Annotated in this window: 19 protein-coding genes and 1 pseudogene; 12 read left to right on the top strand and 8 right to left on the bottom strand. The window is 73.0% G+C overall.

Going from position 1 to position 21,077, the window contains the following annotated elements:
- The first annotated feature begins 34 nt into the window (after positions 1–34).
- Positions 35–1,282: an adenylyltransferase/sulfurtransferase MoeZ gene (moeZ, locus tag O7607_RS15585; protein WP_269703954.1), complete on the top strand. Its 1,248-nt coding sequence runs from the start codon at positions 35–37 to the stop codon at positions 1,280–1,282.
- Between the two features lie 9 nt (positions 1,283–1,291).
- A pseudogene (locus O7607_RS15590) lies at positions 1,292–2,257 on the top strand (hypothetical protein); the annotation flags it as partial.
- 310 nt (positions 2,258–2,567) lie between these two features.
- Here O7607_RS15590 and O7607_RS15595 read toward each other — a convergent pair.
- Both O7607_RS15595 and proB read right to left on the bottom strand, forming a co-directional pair.
- Positions 2,568–3,809, bottom strand: coding sequence for a glutamate-5-semialdehyde dehydrogenase (locus O7607_RS15595; RefSeq protein WP_269703956.1), 1,242 nt, complete (start codon positions 3,807–3,809; stop codon positions 2,568–2,570).
- Between the two features lie 44 nt (positions 3,810–3,853).
- Positions 3,854–4,963 (bottom strand): glutamate 5-kinase, encoded by a 1,110-nt coding sequence (proB, locus tag O7607_RS15600; protein ID WP_269703957.1) that lies wholly within the window; start codon positions 4,961–4,963, stop codon positions 3,854–3,856.
- A 193-nt stretch (positions 4,964–5,156) separates the two neighbouring features.
- Here proB and O7607_RS15605 point away from each other — a divergent pair, with 193 nt between their 5' ends.
- Positions 5,157–6,599, top strand: a complete 1,443-nt coding sequence (locus O7607_RS15605; protein ID WP_269703958.1) for a D-glucuronyl C5-epimerase family protein — start codon at positions 5,157–5,159, stop codon at positions 6,597–6,599.
- 21 nt (positions 6,600–6,620) lie between these two features.
- Entirely contained in the window at positions 6,621–6,932 is a 312-nt protein-coding gene (locus O7607_RS15610) for an MGMT family protein (protein ID WP_269703959.1), read from the top strand.
- Between the two features lie 57 nt (positions 6,933–6,989).
- Here O7607_RS15610 and O7607_RS15615 read toward each other — a convergent pair whose 3' ends face one another.
- Together O7607_RS15615 and O7607_RS15620 are read right to left on the bottom strand one after the other, a co-directional pair.
- Entirely contained in the window at positions 6,990–7,646 is a 657-nt protein-coding gene (locus tag O7607_RS15615; RefSeq protein WP_269703960.1) for a nucleotidyl transferase AbiEii/AbiGii toxin family protein, read from the bottom strand.
- Positions 7,646–8,002, bottom strand: a complete 357-nt coding sequence (locus tag O7607_RS15620) for a hypothetical protein (protein ID WP_269703961.1) — start codon at positions 8,000–8,002, stop codon at positions 7,646–7,648. Before O7607_RS15620 ends, O7607_RS15615 begins: the two co-directional genes overlap by 1 nt.
- Before the next feature lie 124 nt (positions 8,003–8,126).
- On the opposite strand from O7607_RS15620, the gene O7607_RS15625 reads away from it, so the two are divergent.
- The 3 genes from O7607_RS15625 to O7607_RS15635 all read left to right on the top strand — a co-directional run bounded on the left by O7607_RS15625 (position 8,127) and on the right by O7607_RS15635 (position 12,687).
- The gene (locus O7607_RS15625; protein WP_269703962.1) at positions 8,127–9,494 is read left to right on the top strand and encodes an MFS transporter; all 1,368 of its coding nucleotides are present in this window, start codon (positions 8,127–8,129) and stop codon (positions 9,492–9,494) included.
- Between the two features lie 31 nt (positions 9,495–9,525).
- A complete protein-coding gene (locus O7607_RS15630; RefSeq protein WP_269703963.1) occupies positions 9,526–11,004 on the top strand; it encodes a pyridoxal phosphate-dependent decarboxylase family protein in 1,479 nt (492 codons plus the stop codon).
- A gap of 105 nt (positions 11,005–11,109) precedes the next feature.
- Positions 11,110–12,687, top strand: coding sequence for a D-glucuronyl C5-epimerase family protein (locus tag O7607_RS15635; RefSeq protein WP_269703964.1), 1,578 nt, complete (start codon positions 11,110–11,112; stop codon positions 12,685–12,687).
- A 49-nt stretch (positions 12,688–12,736) separates the two neighbouring features.
- On the opposite strand, the gene O7607_RS15640 is transcribed toward O7607_RS15635, so the two are convergent.
- On the bottom strand, positions 12,737–13,663 hold the full coding sequence (locus O7607_RS15640) for a hypothetical protein (RefSeq protein ID WP_269703965.1): 927 nt from the start codon (positions 13,661–13,663) through the stop codon (positions 12,737–12,739).
- 165 nt (positions 13,664–13,828) lie between these two features.
- On the opposite strand from O7607_RS15640, the gene O7607_RS15645 reads away from it, so the two are divergent.
- Both O7607_RS15645 and O7607_RS15650 read left to right on the top strand, forming a co-directional pair.
- Positions 13,829–14,389, top strand: a complete 561-nt coding sequence (locus O7607_RS15645; RefSeq protein ID WP_269703966.1) for an NADH-quinone oxidoreductase subunit B — start codon at positions 13,829–13,831, stop codon at positions 14,387–14,389.
- Positions 14,390–14,425: 36 nt separating this feature from the next.
- Positions 14,426–15,742: a DUF2252 domain-containing protein gene (locus O7607_RS15650; protein ID WP_269703967.1), complete on the top strand. Its 1,317-nt coding sequence runs from the start codon at positions 14,426–14,428 to the stop codon at positions 15,740–15,742.
- A gap of 31 nt (positions 15,743–15,773) precedes the next feature.
- Here O7607_RS15650 and O7607_RS15655 read toward each other — a convergent pair whose 3' ends face one another.
- On the bottom strand, positions 15,774–16,820 hold the full coding sequence (locus O7607_RS15655) for a glucose 1-dehydrogenase (protein ID WP_269703968.1): 1,047 nt from the start codon (positions 16,818–16,820) through the stop codon (positions 15,774–15,776).
- A gap of 103 nt (positions 16,821–16,923) precedes the next feature.
- On the opposite strand from O7607_RS15655, the gene O7607_RS15660 reads away from it, so the two are divergent.
- Both O7607_RS15660 and nuoH read left to right on the top strand, forming a co-directional pair.
- Entirely contained in the window at positions 16,924–17,751 is an 828-nt protein-coding gene (locus tag O7607_RS15660; protein ID WP_269703969.1) for an NADH-quinone oxidoreductase subunit C, read from the top strand.
- Positions 17,751–18,713 (top strand): NADH-quinone oxidoreductase subunit NuoH, encoded by a 963-nt coding sequence (nuoH, locus tag O7607_RS15665; protein WP_013288672.1) that lies wholly within the window; start codon positions 17,751–17,753, stop codon positions 18,711–18,713. Before O7607_RS15660 ends, nuoH begins: the two co-directional genes overlap by 1 nt.
- Before the next feature lie 142 nt (positions 18,714–18,855).
- Here the strand turns inward: nuoH and O7607_RS15670 are convergent, their stop codons facing one another.
- Positions 18,856–19,899 carry a glutathione S-transferase family protein gene (locus O7607_RS15670; protein ID WP_269703970.1) on the bottom strand — a complete coding sequence of 348 codons (1,044 nt, stop codon included), beginning with the start codon at positions 19,897–19,899 and terminating at the stop codon, positions 18,856–18,858.
- A gap of 118 nt (positions 19,900–20,017) precedes the next feature.
- On the opposite strand from O7607_RS15670, the gene O7607_RS15675 reads away from it, so the two are divergent.
- Positions 20,018–20,440, top strand: coding sequence for an ester cyclase (locus tag O7607_RS15675; protein ID WP_269703971.1), 423 nt, complete (start codon positions 20,018–20,020; stop codon positions 20,438–20,440).
- Here O7607_RS15675 and O7607_RS15680 read toward each other — a convergent pair.
- Complete coding sequence (locus O7607_RS15680) at positions 20,421–20,993, bottom strand: Uma2 family endonuclease (protein WP_269703972.1); 573 nt, start codon at positions 20,991–20,993, stop codon at positions 20,421–20,423. The genes O7607_RS15675 and O7607_RS15680 overlap by 20 nt on opposite strands.
- Positions 20,994–21,077: the final 84 nt, after the last annotated feature.

Here is a 21,077-nt window from a genome sequence, read left to right on the forward strand (position 1 = left end):
CCGGTCCCGCAGTTCGGGCCGAGTGTCCCTCATCATGGCCGATCCCCCTCCCGGCGAGCGACAATGGCGCGGTCACACCGCCGATCCCGGGGAGTCCACCGTGTCGTTGCCCCCGCTCGTCGAACCCGCCGCCGAGCTGACCGTAGACGAGATCCGCCGCTACTCACGCCACCTGATCATCCCGGACGTCGGGGTCGAGGGGCAGAAGCGGCTGAAGAACGCCCGGGTGCTCTGTGTGGGCGCCGGTGGCCTCGGCTCGCCGGCGCTGCTCTACCTCGCCGCGGCCGGTGTCGGCACGCTCGGCATCATCGACTTCGACACCGTCGACGAGTCGAACCTGCAGCGCCAGGTCATCCACGGCGTCTCCGACGTGGGCCGGTCCAAGGCCGAGTCCGCCGCGGCGTCGATCCGCGAGATCAACCCGCTGGTCAACGTGGAGATCCACAACACCGCGCTGGACCGGGAGAACGTCCGGGACATCTTCTCCCGGTACGACCTGATCGTCGACGGCACCGACAACTTCGCCACCCGGTACATGGTCAACGACGCGGCGGTGCTGCTCGGCAAGCCGTACGTCTGGGGTTCGATCTACCGGTTCGACGGCCAGGCGTCGGTGTTCTGGGCCGAGCACGGCCCCTGCTACCGCTGCCTCTACCCGGAGCCCCCGCCGCCCGGCATGGTCCCCTCCTGCGCCGAGGGTGGCGTGCTCGGCGTGCTCTGCGCGTCCATCGGGTCGATCCAGGTCAACGAGGCGATCAAGCTGCTCGCCGGCATCGGTGAGCCGCTCGTCGGCCGCCTGATGGTGTACGACGCCCTGGAGATGAGCTACCGCAAGATCAAGGTCCGCAAGGACCCGAACTGCGTGCTCTGCGGTGAGAACCCGACCCTCACCGACCTGATGGAGGACTACGAGGACTTCTGCGGCGCCGTCTCCGACGAGGCGCAGGAGGCGGTGGTCGACTCGACCATCACCGCGCTGGAGCTGAAGGACTGGCAGGACTCCGGCAAGGACATCTTCCTGGTCGACGTGCGCGAGCCCGCCGAGTACGAGATCGTCCGGATCCCCGGCGCGACGCTCATCCCCAAGGGCGAGATCCTCTCCGGCGAGGCGCTGGCGAAGTTCCCGCAGGACCGGCAGATCGTGCTGCACTGCAAGTCCGGCGTCCGCTCCGCCGAGGCGCTGGCCGCGCTGAAGGCGGCCGGATTCTCCGACGCGGTGCACCTCCAGGGCGGTGTGCTCTCCTGGGTCAAGCAGGTCGACCCGTCGCTGCCCGCGTACTGAGTCGTGTCGATGGGCCCGCCGGCGCTCCGGGCGGGCCCGTCGTGCTCTCCGGGGGACCTGGCGTGGGCAAACGATCGATCGCGGCGACCGCTGGGCCGGGTGGTCCTGACCGAGCTACCGAGGCGTAACCGCGGCCGCGCCAGTACCGTCAGTGCCGTGGTGGACTTGGACGCGGCGATCGGATTCGTCGTCGCTCACGGTGACGCGGTGGACCGCGCCCGTCTCTCCCGGCTGCGCACCGGCGCTCCGGTGCCGCCCGACGTGCTCGACGCCGCCGAGTCCGGGCAGGCGCCGGGTGGCGGCTGGCCCGCCGTCCTCGACGGCGAGGTCGCCTCGATCGACGCGACCTGCTTCCGCCTGGCCGAGCTGGACGACCTCGGCGCGCTGGGCCGCCCGGCCGCCCGGCACGCGCTGGACTGGCTGGCCGCCCGGCAACTGCCCGACGGTGGCTGGGACGAGGATCCCTCGCTGGCCGGGCTCGCCCCCGAGTGGGCCACCCCCGGCGATCCCGAGGCACGGCTCTACCAGACCGCGAACGCCGGATTCTGGCTCACCGTGGCCGGGCTGGACGCGCGGGCCGCCGGTCCGCTCGACCACCGGGTCGGCGGCGCGTACGCCGGTGTGGTGCAGGCGGCGGCGCAGGCGCTCGCCGCCCAGCTCGCGCCGGACGGCAGCTGGCCGTCCTTCCTGCCCGCCGGTTGGCTCGCCGCCGCGGTGCTGCACCGCCAGCAGATGTACTACGAGTCGGCGCGCATCCAGGCGGTGCTGGCCGACCGGATCCCGCAGATGTCCCCGGCCGACGTGGCCTGGCTGGCCGCCACGCTGCGCCGGGTCGACGTGGGCGAGGAGCAGTGGCTGCTGGTCTCCGCGCGCAGGCGGCTCGCCGAGACCCAGCGCAGCGACGGCGGCTGGGACAGCGACGACGGCCACCAGTTCGACGTGCACACCACGCTGCGGGCGATCCGCGCGTGCCGCCCGAACGCGCCGGAGGCCCCGGTCTCCGGAGCGCCGTTCGTGGTGCCGCAGACCGCCGAGCTGCCCGCGCCGCCGGCCGTACCGATTCCGCGCCGGCCGGCCGCGGCCCCGCCGCCGCCGGCCGGTCCGGACGCCGGGCCCGCGCCGTGGTCGGCCTGGACGGTCCTGCCCGACCTGGGCGTGGACGACGGCTCGTCCGTGCCGGTGTCCCCGGGCCTGCCCCCGCTCGTCGTACCGCCCACGGCGCCGGGTGCCCCGTCCACCCCGGCGGACGGGGACCCACTCCAGCTCACGTAGCCGACCGGGCGGATCAGCGCAGGTGACCGTCTCCGGTGACCACGTACTTGGTGCTGGTCAGCTCCGGCAGACCCATCGGGCCGCGTGCGTGCAGCTTCTGCGTCGAGATGCCGATCTCCGCGCCGAAGCCGAACTCGCCACCGTCTGTGAAACGGGTGGACGCGTTGACCATGACCGCGGCCGAGTCCACCCGGGCCACGAACTCCCGGGCCGCCCGCTGCGAGTCGGTGACGATCGCCTCGGTGTGGCCGGTGCCGTACTGGCGGATGTGCGCGACCGCCGCGTCGAGCGAGTCGACCACGGCGACGGAGATGTCGGCGGAGAGGTACTCGGTGCCGAAGTCCTCCTCGGTGGCCGGCACCACGGCGTCGGAGTGGGCGGCGACCTCGGGCGTGCCGTGCACCGTCACCCCGGCCTCGGCGAACGCGGCCAGCACGGCCGGCAGGAACGCGTCCGCGATGTCACGGTGCACCAGCAGCGACTCGGCAGTGTTGCAGGTGGACAGGCGCTGGGTCTTGGCGTTCAGCGTGACCGCCAGGGCCTTGCCGAGGTCGGCGGCGGCGTCCACGTAGACGTGGCAGTTGCCCACGCCGGTCTCGATCACCGGCACCGTCGACTCCTCGACCACGGCGCGGATCAGCGACGCGCCGCCGCGCGGGATCAGCACGTCGACCAGGCCGCGGGCGCGCATCAGCTCCTTGACCGAGTCGCGCGTGCTGGAGTCGAGCAGCTGCACCGCGTCGGCCGGCAGCCCGGAGCCGGAGACCGCGTCGCGCAGCACCGCGACCAGTGCCGCGTTGGAGCTGGCGGCCGACGAGGAGCCGCGCAGCAGCGCCGCGTTGCCCGACTTCAGGCAGATCCCGGCGGCGTCGACTGTCACGTTGGGCCGGCCCTCGTAGACGATGCCGACCACACCGAACGGCACCCGGATCTGGCGCAGCTCCAGGCCGTTGGGCAGCGTCGAACCGCGTACCACCTCGCCGACCGGGTCGGGCAGCGCGGCCATCTGGCGCAGCGCGTCGGCGATGGCGGCCACCCGGCCCTCGTCGAGCGCGAGCCGGTCCAGCACGGCCGCCGACAGCCCGGCCTCGCGCCCGGCCGCCAGGTCCGCCGCGTTCGCCGTCAGGATCTCCGGGGTACGCGCCACGAGCGCGTCGGCCATCGCGTGCAGCGCGGCGTCCTTGACGGTACGGGTGGCCGTGGCCAGGGCTTCCGCCGCGTCCCGGGCTCGCCGGGCCTGCTCGACGACGCTCATCGTGCGTACTCCTTCGGAGGTGTTTTTTTAGAAGGGGCCCTTGCTTACAGCAGGACCAGGTCGTCGCGGTGGACGACCTCACGTTCGTACGCCGGGCCGAGCGCCGCGGCGAGTTCGGAGGTGGAGCGGCCGAGCAGGCCCGGCAGCTCCACCGCGTCGTAGTTGACCAGCCCTCGGGCCACCGGCGCGCCGGCGGTGTCGACCAGGTCCACCGGGTCCCCGGCGGTGAACGCGCCGTCGACGGCGGTGATGCCGGCGGGCAGCAGCGACTTGCGCCGGCCGACCACCGCCTGCACCGCACCGGGGTCGAGGTGCAGCCGGCCACGGGGGGCGGTGGCGTGCGCCAGCCAGAACAGCCGGGCCGCGGGGCGGCGGCTGCTCGGGTGGAAGTACGTGCCGACCGGCTCACCGGCCAGCGCCGGTGCGGCCAGCGGCGCGGCGGTCAGGACCACCGGAATGCCGAAGCCGGTGGCGATCCGGGCCGCCTCGACCTTCGTCACCATGCCGCCGGTGCCCACCCCGGCCCGACCGGCCCCGCCGACGTCCACGCCCGCGAGGTCGCCCTCGCCGTGCACCTCCGTGATCCGGGTGCTGCCCGTCCGGGCCGGGTCGCCGGTCCAGAGCGCGTCGACGTCGGAGAGCAGCACCAGCAGGTCGGCGTCGACGAGCGCGGCGACGAGCGCGGCCAGGCGGTCGTTGTCGCCGAACCGGATCTCCTCGGTGGCCACCGTGTCGTTCTCGTTGACGATCGGCACGGCGCGCAGGTCGAGCAGCTTGCGCAGCGTCCGGTACGCGTTGCGGTAGTGCGCCCGCCGGGTCACGTCGTCCACGGTGAGCAGCACCTGCCCGACGGTGCGGCCGTGCCGGGCGAACGCCGCGGCGTACCGGCCGATGAGCAGGCCCTGACCGACGCTGGCGGCGGCCTGCTGGGTGGCCAGGTCGCGCGGGCGCCGGGTCAGCCGCAGCGGGGCGAGCCCGGCGGCGATCGCGCCGGAGGAGACAAGCACCACCTCGCGTCCGTCGGCGGCGAGCCCGCCGAGCGTGTCGACGAGCGCGTCGACCCGGGCGTCGTCGAGGCCGCCCGTCGCGGTGGTCAGCGAGGACGAACCGATCTTGACCACGATCCGACGGGCCGAGGTGACTGCTTCGCGCACCCGACCATTCTGCGCGCTGCGGTCCGCGGTGCCGCGGCGCGTTCCCAAATCGTGGCAGCTCGCGGCCGGTGCCCGACGTAACCGATGCGAAAACGGTTGCTCGACGACCGACCAATTTTGATCACCCGGTTGGCGGCACACGCCTGCGGATTCCGCTGCATAACGTCTCGTTCATCACGAACGGGGGTTCACAGTGATAATTCCGAGGGCTCATCGTGCCTGGTGGCTGGCGCTGCTCGTCACCGTCGGCCTGGTCGCCGGGCTGACACCGGTGCTTGCCGGTCTCCGCGACGAGAAGGCGCCGGCCGTCCGGCGGGACGGCTACCGGCCGCACACGGTGCCGCTCGCGGCGATTCCGTCGCGCGAGGGAGTCGCGCCGCTGGTGGACGCCGGGCTGCACGATGCCGAGAACGTCCGGATGTTCCGGATGCACGATCAGACCTGGGACCATCCGGTGGCCCAGGCCCAGTGGGGTCTGCAGAATCTGGCCGGCTGGCGGGCCACCCACAAGCGGATCTACCTGGACCGGGCGATCGCGAACGCGCAGCGCAACGTCGACCGCCGGGTCGAGTCGCGCGGTGCCTGGTGGTATCCGTACGACTTCGAGCTCACCCGGTGCAAGAAGCGTCCACTGCTGAAGCCCAAGTGGTACAGCGGCATGTCGCAGGGGCAACTGCTGAGCCTCTTTGTCGGGCTGTACGAGGAGACGCGCGACGAGAGGTGGCGGACCGCCGCGGACCGGACGTTCCAGAGCCTTACCCTGCCCGTCCAGCCCGGCGAGCCGTGGGCCACCTGGACCGACCGCGGCGGCTACCTGTGGCTGGAGGAGTACCCGGAGAACGACGACCCGCGCGGCGAACAGGTGCTCAACGGGCACATCTTCTCCCTGTACGGCGTCTACGACTACTGGCGGCTGACCAGCGACGAGCGGGCGGCGGAGATCTTCGACGCCGCGGCCACCACCGTGCGCCGCTACCTGCCGACCAGGTTCCGGGTGGAGAACTGGGCCAGCCGGTACTCCATGAACTGCCGGCACTTCCACCCGAAGTACCACCAGGTCCACACCCGGCAGACCCTCAAGCTGTACGAGGTGACCCACGCGACGGTCTTCGCCGAGTACGCCGACACGCTGCGGGCGGACTACCCGGTGCCGGATCTGACGGGCACCGTGCAGTTCGAGCCCGGGACGCACGTGGGATACACGTACGACGCCAAGGGCACCGTCACCGCGCAGCGCGCCGTCACCCTGAACCGGACGAGCCGGTTCGCGGCCGACGAACGCATCCGGGTACGCGGTGGCGGCATCCACTACCGGATCACCAAGGGCCCGCTGGCCGGCTACCTGGTGCCCGAGGAACCCGGCCGGCGGGTCCTGCTCGGGGTGGCGGTCGAGCACCGCTACCACCCCGTACGCGTGCTGACCGCCCAGCCCGGCACCTACACCGGCTACACCTTCGACCGCAACGGCGCGGTGCTCGACTCCCGGAAGGTCACCTTCGCCGCCGTGACGGAGCTGACGCTGAGCGGCACCGCCTGGGTCAACGGTGAACTCAGCTACCACGTGAGCGGTGGTGAGCTGGACGGCTACTGGCTGGCGGCCCGGGGCGACCTCGCCATCGGCTCGCCCGCCCGCTGAGGTCCCTTATCGTGGCTTTCCGTGACACCTGACGAGTACGTCGAGGCGGTGCTGTCGCTGGTCGAGCGGATCCCGCCGGGGCGGGTGATGTCGTACGGGGCGGTGGCCGACGCGCTGGCCGAGCGTTCGGGGCGGGCGTCGCCGCGGCTGGTCGGTTCGATCATGGCGCGGCACGGTGGCGGGGTGCCGTGGCACCGGGTGGTGAACGCGGCCGGCCGGATGCCGCCGGGGCACGAGCGCAAGGCCCGGGAACGGCTGCTCGCCGAGGGGTGCCCGCTGCGCGGCGACCGGGTGGACCTGGCGGCGGCGTCCTGGTCGCCGGACGAGGTGTGACCCGGCCGCGTCGGAGGCAGCCAGGCGTTCAGTCGCGGCGGCGCTGGACCCGGCCCGTCATCGCGGCCAGTCCGAGAACGTCTGGCGGAGGTCGCGGATCTCGGCCGGGGTGAGGCGGTAGAGCGTGAAGACGGTGTCGGCCAGGCGGTCGAGGCGCTGTAGCGCGTCCTGGAACTCCTCGTCGGTGAGCGCCGGGTCGGCCCTCCGCGCGAGGCGGACCAGGTCGTCTCTGCTGTAGCGGCCGAGGGCGGCGGCAACGTCGATGTAGTCGCGGGGTTGGGCGCGAGTGACCATCGCCGCGACCTTGGTGCCGATCACGTCGTCGAGGTGCAGCACCGGACCGACGTCGAGCACGATCGGGCTGGTGTTGCGCGCGAAGCGTACGAGCTGCAGCCGCACGGTCCGGTCGTCGCGGCGAACCTCGAACTCGGTCATGTCGTGTTCGAAGCCGTAGAAGACGTCGTCCAGCTCGGTGGGCTCGGCGATGGTGTCGACCTGAAAACCGGCATCGAGCAGGGTGGCGTGTACCAGCTCGGCGGCGGCGGTGACCCCGCCGTCGACATCGGTGAACAGGTCGACGTCCTCGGTGGGACGGGCGCCGATGCCGTGGGCGATGAGGGCTTGGCCGCCGGCGAGGGCGAAGCCGTGCCGACCGGCCACGGCGAGCGCGATACGGGCGACCTCGTGCTGGAACGGGTCCGGCGCCGGTGGCATCAGGCGGCGACGTCCCGGGAGCGCAGCACCGGGTGGCTCTCTTCCCAGGCGCGGCGGACACCGCGGGGCACGTACAGCTCGGGCCACAGCCGGACCAGGGTCGGACCGTGCAGCCACGCGCGCAACTCGTCGGGATGAACGGCTTCGGTGAGCACCGTCTCGTACATCCAGGCGAGCAGACCCGGTACGTCGAGGTCGACGTGCCGGTCGGGTTGCCAGAACAGCCGATGGGGCAGCTCGACCACGCCGGAGACAGGGCCCTGCAACTCGTTCAGGTCGCGAACCACCACCGCACGACGGCCGGGGCGGGCCTCGTACGGTGCCCGCGAGCTGCGGACGGATCGGGCCGGGTCCATGCCCTCCAGGGTAACGGTGCCGGCCTGTGGCTTCCCGCGACTCGCGAGCGCCTGGCGGCATCGCACGAGCAGCGCCGGACGAGGGGATGTGACGCGGGCCATAACGTGAGTAGCATTCGGCTCCATGACAGCTTCGGGCCTGCCCCGCCGGGTGCACCTCGGATACGCGCTCGGTTCCTTGGTCACCGGCGCGTTCGGCACCGTACCCGGGCTGCTCCTGCTGCCGTACCTCACCGACACGCTCGGCGTCGCCGCCGGGCTGGCCGCGCTGCTGGTGCTGCTGCCGAAGGCGTGGGACGTGCTGGTCAACCCGGTCGCCGGGCGGATCTCCGACCGGACCCGCTCCCGCTGGGGCGCGCGCCGGCCGTACCTGCTCGGTGGCGGGCTGGCGCTCGCGGTGCTGTTCGCCTCGATCTTCGCCGCGCCGTTCGCGAACGGTTCGGCCGCCGCCGCGTACGTGGCACTGGCGTTCCTGGCCACCGCGACCGCGTTCGCGTTCTTCCAGGTGCCCTACGTCGCCATGCCGGCCGAGCTGACCGCCGACCCGGCGGAACGTACCCGGTTGATGACCTGGCGGATCGCGGTGCTGGCGCTGGCCATCCTGGTCTCCGGCGCGGTGGCCCCGGCGGTGGTGAGCGCGGGCGGCGACGGCGTGCCCGGCCACCGGTGGATGGGCCTGTTCGTCGCCGCGCTCATCGTCGCCGGCACTGTCGGCGTCTTCCTGGGCACCCGGTCGGCGCCGACCGGGACGGTGGGGGAGAGCGAGCCGAGCCTGCGGGCGCAGCTCGCCGTCGCCACCGGCAACCGGCCGTTCCGGGTGCTGCTGATCTGCTTCGTGATCCAGTCCGCCGGGGTGGCCACCGTGCTGGCCGGCGTGAAGTACTTCGCCGACCAGGTGCTGCGCGAGCCGGACAGCGGCCCGACGCTGCTGTTCGCCTGCTTCGTCGCGCCCGCGCTGCTGGTCATGCCGCTGTGGTCCCGGGCCGGCGCCCGGCTTGGCAAGCGGACGTCGCTGATCGCCGCGTCGGTGATCTTCGCGGTGGGCGCGCTGGCCCTGGTCGCCGCGCCCGCGCTGCCCGCCGCCGCGGCCTACGCCGTGGTCGCGGTGATCGGCGTCGGGTACGCGGGCCAGCAGGTGTTCGCGCTGGCCATGCTGCCGGACTGCATCGCGTACGACACCGCGCGCACCGGGCGGCGGCAGGCCGGGGTGTTCACCGGGCTGTGGACCGCGGGGGAGACGTTCGGGCTGGCGCTGGGGCCCGGCATCTACGGGCTGGTGCTGCAGCTCTCCGGTTACGTCTCGTCGTCCACCGGGACCGCCGCCGTCCAGTCCGACACGGCCCGCCTCGGCGTGCTGCTCGGGTTCACGGTGCTGCCCGCCCTGCTGGTGGCGATCCCGCTGGTGCTGCTGCGCGGCTACACACTGACCCCGGCCCAGCTGGCCACCGCCGCACCCGAGGCCGACGGCGCCGCCTCGGCCGTGCGGACGTGAGCACCGGCCCGTCCAGGAGAGGAACCACCCGATGACCGACACGGCAGGCGGAGGCGCGCTGCCCGCGCGGGGGATGCCCGCGGCGGACGTACTCGGCGAGATCCGCGCGCTGCGGGACGCCGACCGGCCGACGCACGGCGGGCGGCTGTTCGCGTACGTCTACGACCCCGGCGTGGCCGGGTTGGACGAGCTGGCGCAGGCCGCGTACGCGGAGAGCGCCCACGTCAACGGCCTCGACCCGACCGCGTTCCCGTCGTTGCTGGCGATGGAGAACGCGCTCGTCGGGGCCGCCGCCCGGCTGCTCGGCGGCGGGCCCGGCACCGGCGCGCCGGACGCGGTCGGCAGTGTCACCAGCGGCGGCACCGAGTCGCTGCTGCTCGCCGTCAAGGCGGCCCGGGACGCCCGCCCCGATCTGACCGAGCCGCGGATCGTGGTGCCGGCCACCGCGCACGCCGCGTTCGCGAAGGCGGCGCACTACCTGCGGGTCGCGCTGGACACTGTGCCCGTCGACCCGGTGACGCTGCGGCCGGACGTCGCGGCGGTGGCCGCCGCGATCCGCCCGGAGACCGTGCTGGTGGTGGCGTCCGCCCCGTCGTACGCGCACGGGGTCGTCGACCCGGTGACGGAGATCGCCGCCGTCGCGCGGGCCGCCGGGGTGCGCTGCCACGTGGACGCCTGCTTCGGCGGCTGGGCGCTGCCCTGGCTGCGCCGGCTCGGCGCGCCGGTGCCGCCGTTCGACTTCGCCGTGCCGGGGGTCACCTCGATCTCGGTCGACCTGCACAAGTACGCGTACGCGCCGAAGGGCGTCTCGGTGCTGCTGCACCGCGATCCGGCGCTGCGCGCCCCGCAGTTCTTCGCGTACGCGGACTGGCCCGGGTACACGATGGTCAACCCGGTGATCGCCTCCACCCGCTCCGGTGGGCCGATCGCCGCCGCGTACGCCACGCTTCGTCACCTGGGCGAGGACGGCTACCTGCGGCTGGCCGCGGCGACCCGGGACGCGGTCGCCGGGCTGGCCGACGCGGTACGGGCCACCGGCGGGCTGCGGCTGATGGCCGAACCGGAGACCACTGTGGTCTGCTTCACCGCCGACGACCCGGGGCTCGACCTGTTCGTGCTCGTCGACGAGCTGACCGCGCGTGGCTGGCACACCCAGCCCCAGCTCACGTACGCCGATCTGCCGGCCAGCGTGCACCTCACGGTGACCGCGGCGGTGGCGCCCCGGGTGGCCGAGTTCGGTCCGGCGCTGGCCGAGGCGGTCGCGGCGGCCCGCGCCGCCGGACCGGTCGTGCTGCCGCCGGAGCTGCTGGCGCTGGCCGGCAGCCTCACGCCGGAGGCACTCACCCCGGAGCTGGTGGCCGGGCTCGCGGGCGGGCTCGGCCTGGCCGGCGGCGCCGGTGTGCCGGACCGGATGGCGGTGGTCAACACGCTGCTCGACGCCGCACCGGCGCGGTTGCGGGAACGGCTGCTCGCCGAGTTCGTCGGGTTGCTCCAGCGCCCCGCCTGGTGACACCCGAGTTCGTCCGTTCGGCGGAGAAGTCGGGCGTTTCGGTGCCGGACCCGGTGCCCGTCCCTGCCTAGCATCAGGGCACATCGATGACACGGGGAGTGTTGCATGATCACCGCAAAGTCACCACCTGTCCGCCGGTTCGTGGCAGTGGTCGCGGCCGGCGCGATGGTCGGCCTGGCGCCGGCCGGTACCGCCCCCGCCGCGCCACCCGGCCCGGACCGCAGCGCCGACGTCTCCGTCGTGGACCCCGGGTGGGCGCCCGACCCGCTGACCGACGGGGTGCCGCAGCTGCCCTCGCGGGACGTGGCGAAGACCAAGGAACAGCAGCGGCGGGAGCGGGCGAGCGGGGCCACCGCCGCCGCCACGTACGCCCGCGACGGGCACCTGCCGAAGCCGCTGCCGCTGGCCGCCCAGCCCACGAACAGCAACCCGGCGCCGCTCGTCGACAAGGGACTGCACGACGCGCAGGGCGTCCGCATGTTCAGCTTCGCCGGGAAGACCTGGAACCACCCGGTCGGCCAGGCGCAGTGGGGCCTGAGCAACCTGGCCGCCTACCGGATCAGCGGCGACAAGCGGTTCCTCGACCGGGCCGTCGCCAACGCCCAGCGCAACATCGACCGCCGGGTCGAGTCGCGGGGCGCCTGGTGGTATCCGTACGACTTCGACCTGAGCCGCTGCACGGGCCGTCCGCTGCTGCGCGCGCCCTGGTACAGCGGGATGGCGCAGGGCGAGATGCTGAGCCTCTTCGTCGGCCTGGCCGAGATCACCGGCGAGGCCAAGTGGCGGACGGCGGCGGACAACACGTTCCTGAGCCTGACGCTGCCGGTCGTCGCCAACGCGCCCTGGGCGAGTTGGGTCGACCCCAACGGCTACCTGTGGCTGGAGGAGTACCCGGTGACCTTCGGCACCACCGGGGAACGGGTGCTCAACGGGCACACCTTCGCCCTCTACGGCGTGTACGACTACTGGCGGCTCACCGGTGACGAGCGGGCGGTCGCCGTCTTCGACGGCGCGGCGAGCACCGTCCGGCGGTACCTGCCGACCCACTTCCGGGTCACCCGGTGGGCCAGCAACTACTCGATGGGCTGCGCGCAACCGCACGTGAAGTACCACCAGGTCCACACCGCGCAGAACCTCAAGCTGTACGAGATGACCACGTCGGCCACCTTCGCCACGTACGCGTACCTGCTGCGCTCGGACTACCCGGTGCCCGCCGTCAACGGCGCCGTGTCGTTCGCCGCCGGCACCCACGTCGGCTACACCTTCTCCAGCACCGGGGCCGTCCGGAGCCAGAAGACGCTCAAGCTCGCCCGCGCCTCCGGGGCCCAGGCGAGCCAGCGGGTCCGCGTGTACGGGCGGGGCATCTACTACCTGATCGCCAACGGCGCGCTCGCCGGTTACCTCGTCCCCGAGGCGTACGGGCAGCGCGTCCTGCTCGGCAAGGCGGTCGAGCACCGCTACAGCCCGGCCCGGACGCTCTCCTTCCAGCCGGGCACCTACACCGGCTACGCCTACGACGCGGCGGGCAACGTGACCGGCTCCAAGCGGCTCACGTTCTCGGCCGCCTCGATCGCGCCGCTGGGCGCCACCGCCTGGGTCAACGGCCGGCTCAGCTACCAGGTCACCGCCGGGGCGTACGTCGGCTACTGGCTGCCCCACACCACCGGACTGGCCTTCACCTGAGCGACGAGCGGCCCGCCCGGACTCCGGGCGGGCCGCTCTGTCAGCTGTCTCAGCCGGTCGCGCTGATGTCGAACGACGTGGTGTTGTCCGCCGGGTCGACGTCCACGACCGGCTCGCTCTCGTAGACGGCCGCCACGGTGAACGAGCCGCTGCCCAGCGCGCCGGCCGGGGTTCCGGCCGGAGCCCGCAGGACGACGTCGAACGTGCGCTCTTCGCCCGGCATGAACCGGCCGCCGGGAACGTCGAACCAGTCCGGGAAGCTGGGCAGGTCCTGCGGGTCGGTGGCCCACACCTCGACCCCGGCGGGCAGGCTCGCCCGCACGTCGAGCCGGAACGACGGGGCGTCGTTGCCGTAGCGCACGGTGACCGGCATCCGGCCCAGCAGAGCCCCGTCGGCCTGGCGGGTGAGCGTCACGTCGCCACCGCTGATGGTCAGGTCCGTCTCGGTGGCCTGCCGGTAGACGCGGGGGTTGCGGACGCTGCCCGAGGTGGACCGGAACACGGTCCGGAAGGAGTCCCGGTCCGACACCCGGGTGCCATCGTCCGGCACCACCGCGACCGAGCCGCCCAGGGCGGTCATCGGGTAGGCGCGCGCAGTCGTCCACACCTGGAAGTCGAGGCGGACGGTCACGCTCGCGCCGGCCGCGACCCGGCCGCCGTAGCTCTCGACGACCCGGCGGTTCTGCTCCATCCCCATCGTGAACCAGGGCGAGCCGTTGTCGAGGCCGGTGAAGGAGCCACCGGCCGGCTCGGTGATGCGCAGGCCGGCGGTGGCGTCCGCCCGGCCCCGGTTGCTGATCGTCGTGGTCAGCGTCCCGACGTACCCCTTGTCGGTCGGCGTCAGCACCAGCGTCCCGGTGTCGACGGTCAGCCGCGCCGTGGTGCCGCCGGCCGCGGCGGCGGGCGCGGCCGGCGCGAACAGCGCCGCCGCCCCGGCGAGCAGCGCGGCGGCCACCCGAGTGGTCCGTGTGGTCATGACAGGCCCTCCGTGATCCCCGTGGTGGGCGGCGGTGGTTCCGTCCGCCCGACAGTGGTGACACACGCCGGCACCGCTGATCGTTGCGCGGGTGCCCTGTCGGGGGTACGACACCGGACCGCTGTGGTTGACTGGCACCTCGGGGAACTGCGAGGGAGGCCAGAGATGCAGGTGCCGGCCGTGCTCGGCGAGCCGATCCGGTTCGTGCTGAACTGGGGCCGCCGCTACTCGCTCTGGGTGTTCAACTTCGGCCTGGCCTGCTGCGCCATCGAGTTCATCGCGACCAGCATGGGCCGGCACGACTTCATGCGGCTCGGCGTGATCCCGTTCGCCCACGGGCCCCGGCAGGCCGACCTCATGGTGGTCAGCGGCACCGTCACCGACAAGATGGCCCCGGCGATCAAGCGGCTCTACGACCAGATGCCGGAGCCGAAGTACGTGATCTCGTTCGGGGCCTGCTCCAACTGCGGCGGCCCGTACTGGGACTCCTACTCGGTGACGAAGGGCGTCGACCAGCTGATCCCGGTCGACGTGTACGTGCCCGGCTGCCCGCCGCGCCCGGAGGCGCTGCTGCACGGCATCCTCCGCCTGCAGGAGAAGATCGCCGCCGAGCAGTCCGGCGTCGGCGGCGTACCCCGCCCGGACGCGCTCACCTCCCCGGCGGACGCGGTGGCACGGCCCGTCGAGGCGCTGACCGCACCCCCGGTACGTCCGCCGGTCGGCTGAACCGCCAGGTGGCGGCGCGGGGCTAGCCTGCGGGCCATGACCGACCTCGCGGAGAAGCGCTCCGCATTCATCATCGACGTGCTGACCGAGGAGTTCGGCGCGTCCATGGCGATCGACCCGGCGGCGTTCCGCCGCAAGTTCCGCAAGATGGCGGCGTCACCGTTCGCCTTCTACCGGGGCAGTGCCGCGTTGTTCTACGCCGACCAGCGCGGCGACTTCGGCAGCGACCGGTTCCTCGACGACCGGACGAGCCGGGTGTGGATCCACGGTGACCTGCACGCCGAGAACTTCGGCACCTACATGAACGCCTCCGGGCAGCTCGTGTTCAACGTCAACGACTTCGACGAGGCGTACGTCGGGCCGTTCACCTGGGACCTGAAACGCTTCGCCGCCAGCGTGGCGCTGCTCGGCTACGCCAAGGCGCTCTCCGACCGGGTGATCGGCGAGCTGGTGTCCGGCTTCGCCCGGTCGTACCTGGCCGAGCTGCGGGCCATCGCCGCGGGCGGGGACGACGCGATCGGCTCGATCACGCTCGACAACGCCGACGGCGTGCTGCGCCGGGTGCTCCAGCAGGCGCGGCTGAACACCCGGGTGGACCTGCTCGCCGCGCAGACCACCATCGACAACTACGAGCGCCGGTTCTCCCTCGGCGACGGCGTGCACGAGATCGACGACGCCACCCGGGAGAAGGTGTGCGCGGCGTTCGCCGACTACCTGCACACGCTGCCGGACTCGACCGCCCGGACGCGCCCGGTCGCCGCGGGCATCAAGGACGTGGTGCTGCGCAAGGGCGTCGGCATCGGCTCGGCCGGGCTGCCGTCGTACAACCTGCTGCTGGAGGGGCACACCCAGGCGCTGGAGAACGACGTCGTCATCTACATGAAGCAGGCGCAGGTGCCGGCCGTGGCGCGGTACGTCGACGACGAGCGGGTCCGGTCGTACTTCCGGCACCAGGGGCACCGCACCGCCGAGTCGCAGCGCGCGTTGCAGGCGCACGCCGACCCGTGGCTGGGCTTCACCGAGCTGGACGGCGTCGGGCAGCTCGTCGCCGAGGTGTCCCCGTACGCGGCGGACCTGGACTGGGCCGACGTGAACGAGCCGGAGGAACTCGCGGGCGTGCTCGCCGACCTGGGCCGGGCGGTGGCCCGGATGCACTCGGTCGCCGACGACGAGTCCAGCCACGACCTGGTCGACTACTCCACCGAGGAGGCGATCGTCGCCGTGGTCGACGCCGAACCGCAGGCGTTCGTCGACTACCTGGTCGACTTCGGGCACCGGTACGGGATCCGGGCGCGCGAGGACCACCAGCTCTTCGTGGACCTGTTCCGCAACGGCCGGCTGCCCGGCATCTGAGGGGCCGGGGCGCCGGATCCGGCGCCCCGCCTCACTGCGTGAAGTCCAGCACCGCCTTGATGTCCTCGCCGGCCGTGGCGTACGCCTCCCGGTAGTTCGACAGCGGCACCCGGCGGGTGATCAGCGACGTCAGCCACGACCGGTCGGCCTGGGCGAGCGCCTCGGCGGCCATCTCCCAGTGCCGCCGCCCGGCGTTCACCGAGCCGAACACCACGTTGTTCTCCAGCACCAGCTCCCGGTTGAGCGCACCGGCGTCGAAGTTGATGGTCCGGCCGCCGCTGGACACACCGGTGAGGCAGACGATGCCGGTGGGCGCGGCCTTGCACATCGCGTCCAGCACCACGGTGGGTGCGCCGGTGCACTCGATCACCACGTCCGGCTTCACGTCCAGCTCCGGCACGGTCGCCGTGTGGTACGTCGCCCCGAGCGCACGGACCAGGTCCGGCTTCGGCCCGGTGGTGTTGCGGTCCAGCACGTGCACCGACAATCCTCGCTGGCTGGCCAGCAACGCGGCCAGCAGCCCGATCGGCCCGGCGCCGGTGACCAGCACCGTCATCGGTTTCCACTCGGCCCGGCGGCCGATCCGCTCGATGTGGTCCCACGCCTTCGCCACCACGCTCGTCGGCTCCAGCAGCACCCCCACGGACTCGAGCGCCGGGTCCAGGCCGACGGCGAACTTGGGCTGCAACCGCCAACGTTCCCGGGCGAAGCCGGGCAGCGCCTTGATGCCGTGCTCGGTGTACCGCCCGTTGCGGCACATGTCCCACTCGTCCACCGCGCAGTTCGCGCACGGCACCGGGTCCGGGTGGCGGACCACGCCGGCGACCAGATCGCCGGTCTGCAACGTGCCGGTCGGGTCCTCCAGCACGCGGCCCAGCGACTCGTGCCCGAGCACCAGCCGCTCCTGGCCCGGCGGCGCCTCGCCGTACTCGCCCGCCACGATCTCGTGGTCGGTGCCGCAGACACCCACCGCCAGCGCCTCGACCAGGATCGCGCCCTCCTCGGGCGGCGGCTCGGGCCAGTCCTCGGCGAGCCGCAGCGAATCCGGGACACCGGGGGTCACAGTCACAGCGCGCACGGACCTCATCTTTCCGCGCGCTTGCGCCGCCCGTCCGGCAAAGCGGCGATCCCGGCACGGACGGCCCGACCCGGCCGGCAGCCGTCCGCCATAGGATCAGCGCATGACTCCGGAAGAGGTCGGCCGGCGAGTGGTCGCGCTGCTCGCGCCCGTCGAGGCCACCGCGTCGGTCTCCGGCGGTCAGGGGTACGCCCGCGCGACCGTCGACGTAACCCCGGCGAGCTGGGCGGACGCGGTGCGTGCGGCACGCGACGACGCCGAGCTGGATCTCGACTTCCTGGACTGGCTGTCGGCGGTGGACGAGCTGGCCGACGGCTTCGACGTGGTGCTGCACCTCTGGTCGGTCCGGCACCGGCACGGGTTGCTGCTGCGCACCCGGGTGCCCCGGGACGCGCCTGTCGTCGCGTCGGTGGTCGACCTGTTCCCCGGCGCCGCCTGGCACGAGCGCGAGACGCACGAGATGTTCGGCATCGACTTCGCCGGCCACGGCGAGCTGCGTCCGCTGCTGCTACCGCCGGAGTTCGAGGGGCACCCGCTGCGCAAGGAGTTCGTCCTCGCCTCCCGGGTCGCCAAGCCGTGGCCCGGCGCGAAGGAGCCGGGCGAGTCGGAGGCGGGCGGCGGCCGCCGGCCGGTCCGGCCGCCGGGCGTGCCCGCGCCGGGTGAGTGGGGCACGACGCCCACGCCGGCGGGTGCGGCCGGCGCGGGTGAGGGCCCCCGAGGGGGTACGCCGGCGCGCCCGGCCCGCGAACGCCCGGCGCGGCCCGCTCCGGGGGAGCGTCCAGCGCGGCCTGCTGCCGGAGAGGCCGGGTCGGGGGCTGGTGCTGCTCCGGCGGCCGACGAGGCGGGGCCGCTCGGGCGGCCGCTGCCAGGGGAACAGCCGACCGGCCCGCCCCGCCAGGAGCCGGAGCCCGACGCGGCGGAGGAGAGCTGATGCCGGACTGGTTGGAGCTGGTCCTGCGGGTGGCGGGGGTGCTCGTCGCGTTCCTCACGCTGCCGCTGATCGTGGGCCAGGCCGAGCACAAGGTGATGGCGCACATGCAGGGCCGGCTGGGCCCGATGTACGCGGGCGGCTTCCACGGCTGGGCGCAACTGGTGGCGGACGGCATCAAGTTCGTGCAGAAGGAGGACGTCACCCCGCGCGACGCGGACCGTCCGGTGTTCCGGCTGGCGCCCGCGGTGGCGCTGGTGCCGTACCTGCTGGTGCTGCTCGTCATCCCGCTCGGGCCGGGTGACCTGGTCGCCCAGCCGCTGGACATCGGCCTGTTCTTCGTGCTCGCCGTGGTGGGTGTCGGGGTGCTGGCGGTGCTGATGTCGGCGTGGGCGTCGGCGAACAAGTACAGCCTGCTCGGCGGGCTGCGCGGTGCGGCGCAGCTGCTCGGGTACGAGCTGCCGCTGGTGCTGGCCGCCGCCTCGGTGGCGATGGCGGCGGGCACGCTCAGCCTGCCGGGCATCGTGGAGGCGTGGCAGCCGTGGTGGCTGCTGTGGCAGGCGCCGGCCATGGTGATCTTCTTCGTGGCCGGGCTGGCGGAGATCCGCCGCCCGCCGTTCGACATGCCGGTGGCCGACTCCGAGCTGGTCTTCGGCTACATGACCGAGTACACCGGCCTGCGGTTCGCGTTCTTCCTGCTCGCCGAGTACGTGGGCATCGTGGTGATCGCGGCGCTGACCACTGTGCTGTTCCTCGGTGGCTGGCAGGGCCCGTTCGCGGACGCGCAGCTCGGCTGGCTGTGGACGCTGCTCAAGGTCTTCGCCGTCGCCTTCGTGATCATCTGGCTGAGGGTGAGCTACCCGAGGCTGCGCGAGGACCAGCTCCAGCGCCTCTGCTGGCTGGTCCTGGTCCCCCTGGCCCTGGCCCAGTTGGTCCTGACCGCCGCAGTCCGCCTGGCCCTGTAACCCGCCCGCACCCGCCCCACCCTTCTTCCCGGCGATCTTGCACTTTCTGCCTCGACAAAAGGGGCAAGGCGCCCAGGTTCGGGGCCCAAAGTGCAAGATCGCCGGGCCGGGCCGGGCCGGGGTGGGGTGGGGCGGGCGGGGGTCAGCGCAAGGGGGTGTGGGACGGGTCTACCCGCTCGGACTCGGGTGGGGGCGGGGGTGGGGTGCCGTCGCCGAAGGGGCGGCCGCCCAACTCCTCCCGGCCGTGCGGGGTGAGCCAGTTGCTCAGGTCGGGGCCGAGCGGCACGATCCCGGTCGGGTTGATGTCCCGGTGGACCTCGTAGTAGTGCCGCTTGATGTGGTCGAAGTCGATCGTGTCGCCGAACCCGGGCGTGGTGAACAGGTCCCGGGCGTACGCCCACAGCACCGGCATCTCGCTGAGCTTCTGCCTGTTGCACTTGAAGTGCCCGTGGTAGACCGGGTCGAAGCGGACGAGCGTGGTGAACAGCCGAACGTCCGCCTCGGTGATCGTGTCACCGACCAGGTACCGCTGACCGGCCAGCCGCTCGCTCAGCCAGTCCAGCCGGTCGAACAGCCTGTGGTACGCCTTGTCGTACGCCTCCTGGCTGCCGGCGAAGCCGCACCGGTAGACGCCGTTGTTGACGTTGGCGAAGACGACAGCGTTCACCTCGTCGATCTCGGCGCGCAGCGGTTCCGGGTAGAGGTCCGGCGCGCCCGGCCGGTGGTACGCCGTCCACTCGGTGGTCAGGTCGAGGCTCATCTGCGCGTAGTCGTTCGTCACGACCTGCCCGGTGGGCACGTCGACGAGCGCCGGGACGGTGATGCCGCGCTCGTAGCCGGGGAAGCGGGCGAAGTACGCGTCGGCCAGCCGCTCGATGCCGAGTACCGGGTCCTTGCCGTCCGGGTCGAGGTCGAACGTCCAGCTCCGCTTGTCGTGGGTGGGCCCGGCCACGGCCATCGAGATGGCGTCCTCCAGCCCGAGCAGGCGCCGGACGATGATCAGCCGGTTGGCCCACGGGCAGGCCCGGCTGACCGCCAGCCGGTAGCGGCCCGGCTCCACCGGCCAGCCGTCCCGCTCGTCCGCGGTGATCCGGGTGGCGATGTAGCGCTGGTCGCGGGTGAACTCGCCACCCGGTTCCACGTACTTGCCGCCGGTCCGGTCCAGGACTTCGTCGTCGCTGCCCACGCCCACCTCCGAGTTCGCCTTTCGCTCCCATCATGGTCGCTCCGGCCGCTCCCGGCAGGGCGAGTACCCCGGAGACCGGCAGGGCGAGTGCTCCGGAGAGGGGAATAGGCTGCCCGCCGTGACCGATGTGGAGGCGGCAGCCCGGCGTTTCGTCGCCGACGTGTGGAACGCGGGGCGCGAGGAGAGCGCGTACGAGCTGGTGGCGGCGGAGTGCCCGGGCCTCGGCGGCACCGGCCCGGCGGCGACGCTGGCGTGGCACCGGGACCGGCGGGCGTCGTTCCCCGACCTGCGTTACAAGATCGTCGACGTGGTGGCGACAGGTACGCGGGTGGCGGTGCGCTGGCGGGCCGCCGGCACCCAGGCCGGGCAGTTCGGGCCGGTGCCGCCGACCGGCCGCGTGGTCAGTTACTCCGGTGCCACGTTCCTGCGCTTCGACGACGACGGGCGGATCGTGGACGTGTGGAGCGTCAACGAGCTGTTCCAGCTGCTCCAGCAGCTCGGCGTGGAGATGCTGCCCCCGCTCACACCCGGCGAGGCGTGATCCGGCTGATCGGCAGGTTCACCGGGAACGGCTCTCCGGTGTCGACGAACTTCGTCCACCGGCCGGTCTCCGTGTAGACCTCGTTCACCGGATCGATCTTGTAGGTGTAGACGACGATGCCCTCGTCCTCGATCTCGATCCGCCAGTGGAACGGAATCCCGGCCTGCGCGTACAGCGCCGGCTTGAGCACGCGGTCGATGGACCGGGTGCTGGGCGAGACGATCTCCACGGCGAGCACCACCTCGTGCGGCTCGTATCGGGACGGCTCGCGTGCCGCGGCGGTAGCGGTGGTGACCAGGACGTCCGGGATGAAGGAGCGGGTGCGGTTGATGCGCACCTCCACCCCTTGGGTCACGTCGTACCCGTCGGGGCAGTCCTCGTCGAGAGCCACCATGAGCAGGGCGGCGATGCTCTGGTGGATCCGGCCGCGCAGCGACATGAGCAGCACTCCGTCGAGCAGTTCGCGGCGGTGCCCGTCCTCCGGCAGCAGGTCCAGATGATCGGTCGTCCACCCGCCCGGGAGCGGCCGGAAACTCTCCAGGTCGGTGGTCATCGACCAGCCCTTCCCGGTGCGTCGTTCTCCCCGCGCTCACGATACCGCCGCCAAGAGTCGGGGGGTGGTCGCGCGCGCCCGGGC

The sequence above is a fragment of the Micromonospora sp. WMMA1949 genome (assembly GCF_027460145.1).
GTDB lineage: Bacteria > Actinomycetota > Actinomycetes > Mycobacteriales > Micromonosporaceae > Micromonospora.

Coding starts and splice junctions, on each gene's coding strand:
- nuoH (WP_013288672.1), top strand. CDS start 17,751: ATGCCGGACTGGTTGGAGCTGGTCCTGCGGGTGGCGGGGGTGCTCGTC.
- O7607_RS15595 (WP_269703956.1), bottom strand. CDS start 3,809: ATGAGCGTCGTCGAGCAGGCCCGGCGAGCCCGGGACGCGGCGGAAGCC.
- O7607_RS15650 (WP_269703967.1), top strand. CDS start 14,426: ATGACCGACCTCGCGGAGAAGCGCTCCGCATTCATCATCGACGTGCTG.
- moeZ (WP_269703954.1), top strand. CDS start 35: ATGGCCGATCCCCCTCCCGGCGAGCGACAATGGCGCGGTCACACCGCC.
- O7607_RS15630 (WP_269703963.1), top strand. CDS start 9,526: ATGACCGACACGGCAGGCGGAGGCGCGCTGCCCGCGCGGGGGATGCCC.
- O7607_RS15640 (WP_269703965.1), bottom strand. CDS start 13,663: ATGACCACACGGACCACTCGGGTGGCCGCCGCGCTGCTCGCCGGGGCG.
- O7607_RS15660 (WP_269703969.1), top strand. CDS start 16,924: ATGACTCCGGAAGAGGTCGGCCGGCGAGTGGTCGCGCTGCTCGCGCCC.
- O7607_RS15680 (WP_269703972.1), bottom strand. CDS start 20,993: ATGACCACCGACCTGGAGAGTTTCCGGCCGCTCCCGGGCGGGTGGACG.
- O7607_RS15635 (WP_269703964.1), top strand. CDS start 11,110: ATGATCACCGCAAAGTCACCACCTGTCCGCCGGTTCGTGGCAGTGGTC.
- O7607_RS15645 (WP_269703966.1), top strand. CDS start 13,829: ATGCAGGTGCCGGCCGTGCTCGGCGAGCCGATCCGGTTCGTGCTGAAC.
- O7607_RS15615 (WP_269703960.1), bottom strand. CDS start 7,646: ATGCCACCGGCGCCGGACCCGTTCCAGCACGAGGTCGCCCGTATCGCG.
- O7607_RS15620 (WP_269703961.1), bottom strand. CDS start 8,002: ATGGACCCGGCCCGATCCGTCCGCAGCTCGCGGGCACCGTACGAGGCC.
- O7607_RS15625 (WP_269703962.1), top strand. CDS start 8,127: ATGACAGCTTCGGGCCTGCCCCGCCGGGTGCACCTCGGATACGCGCTC.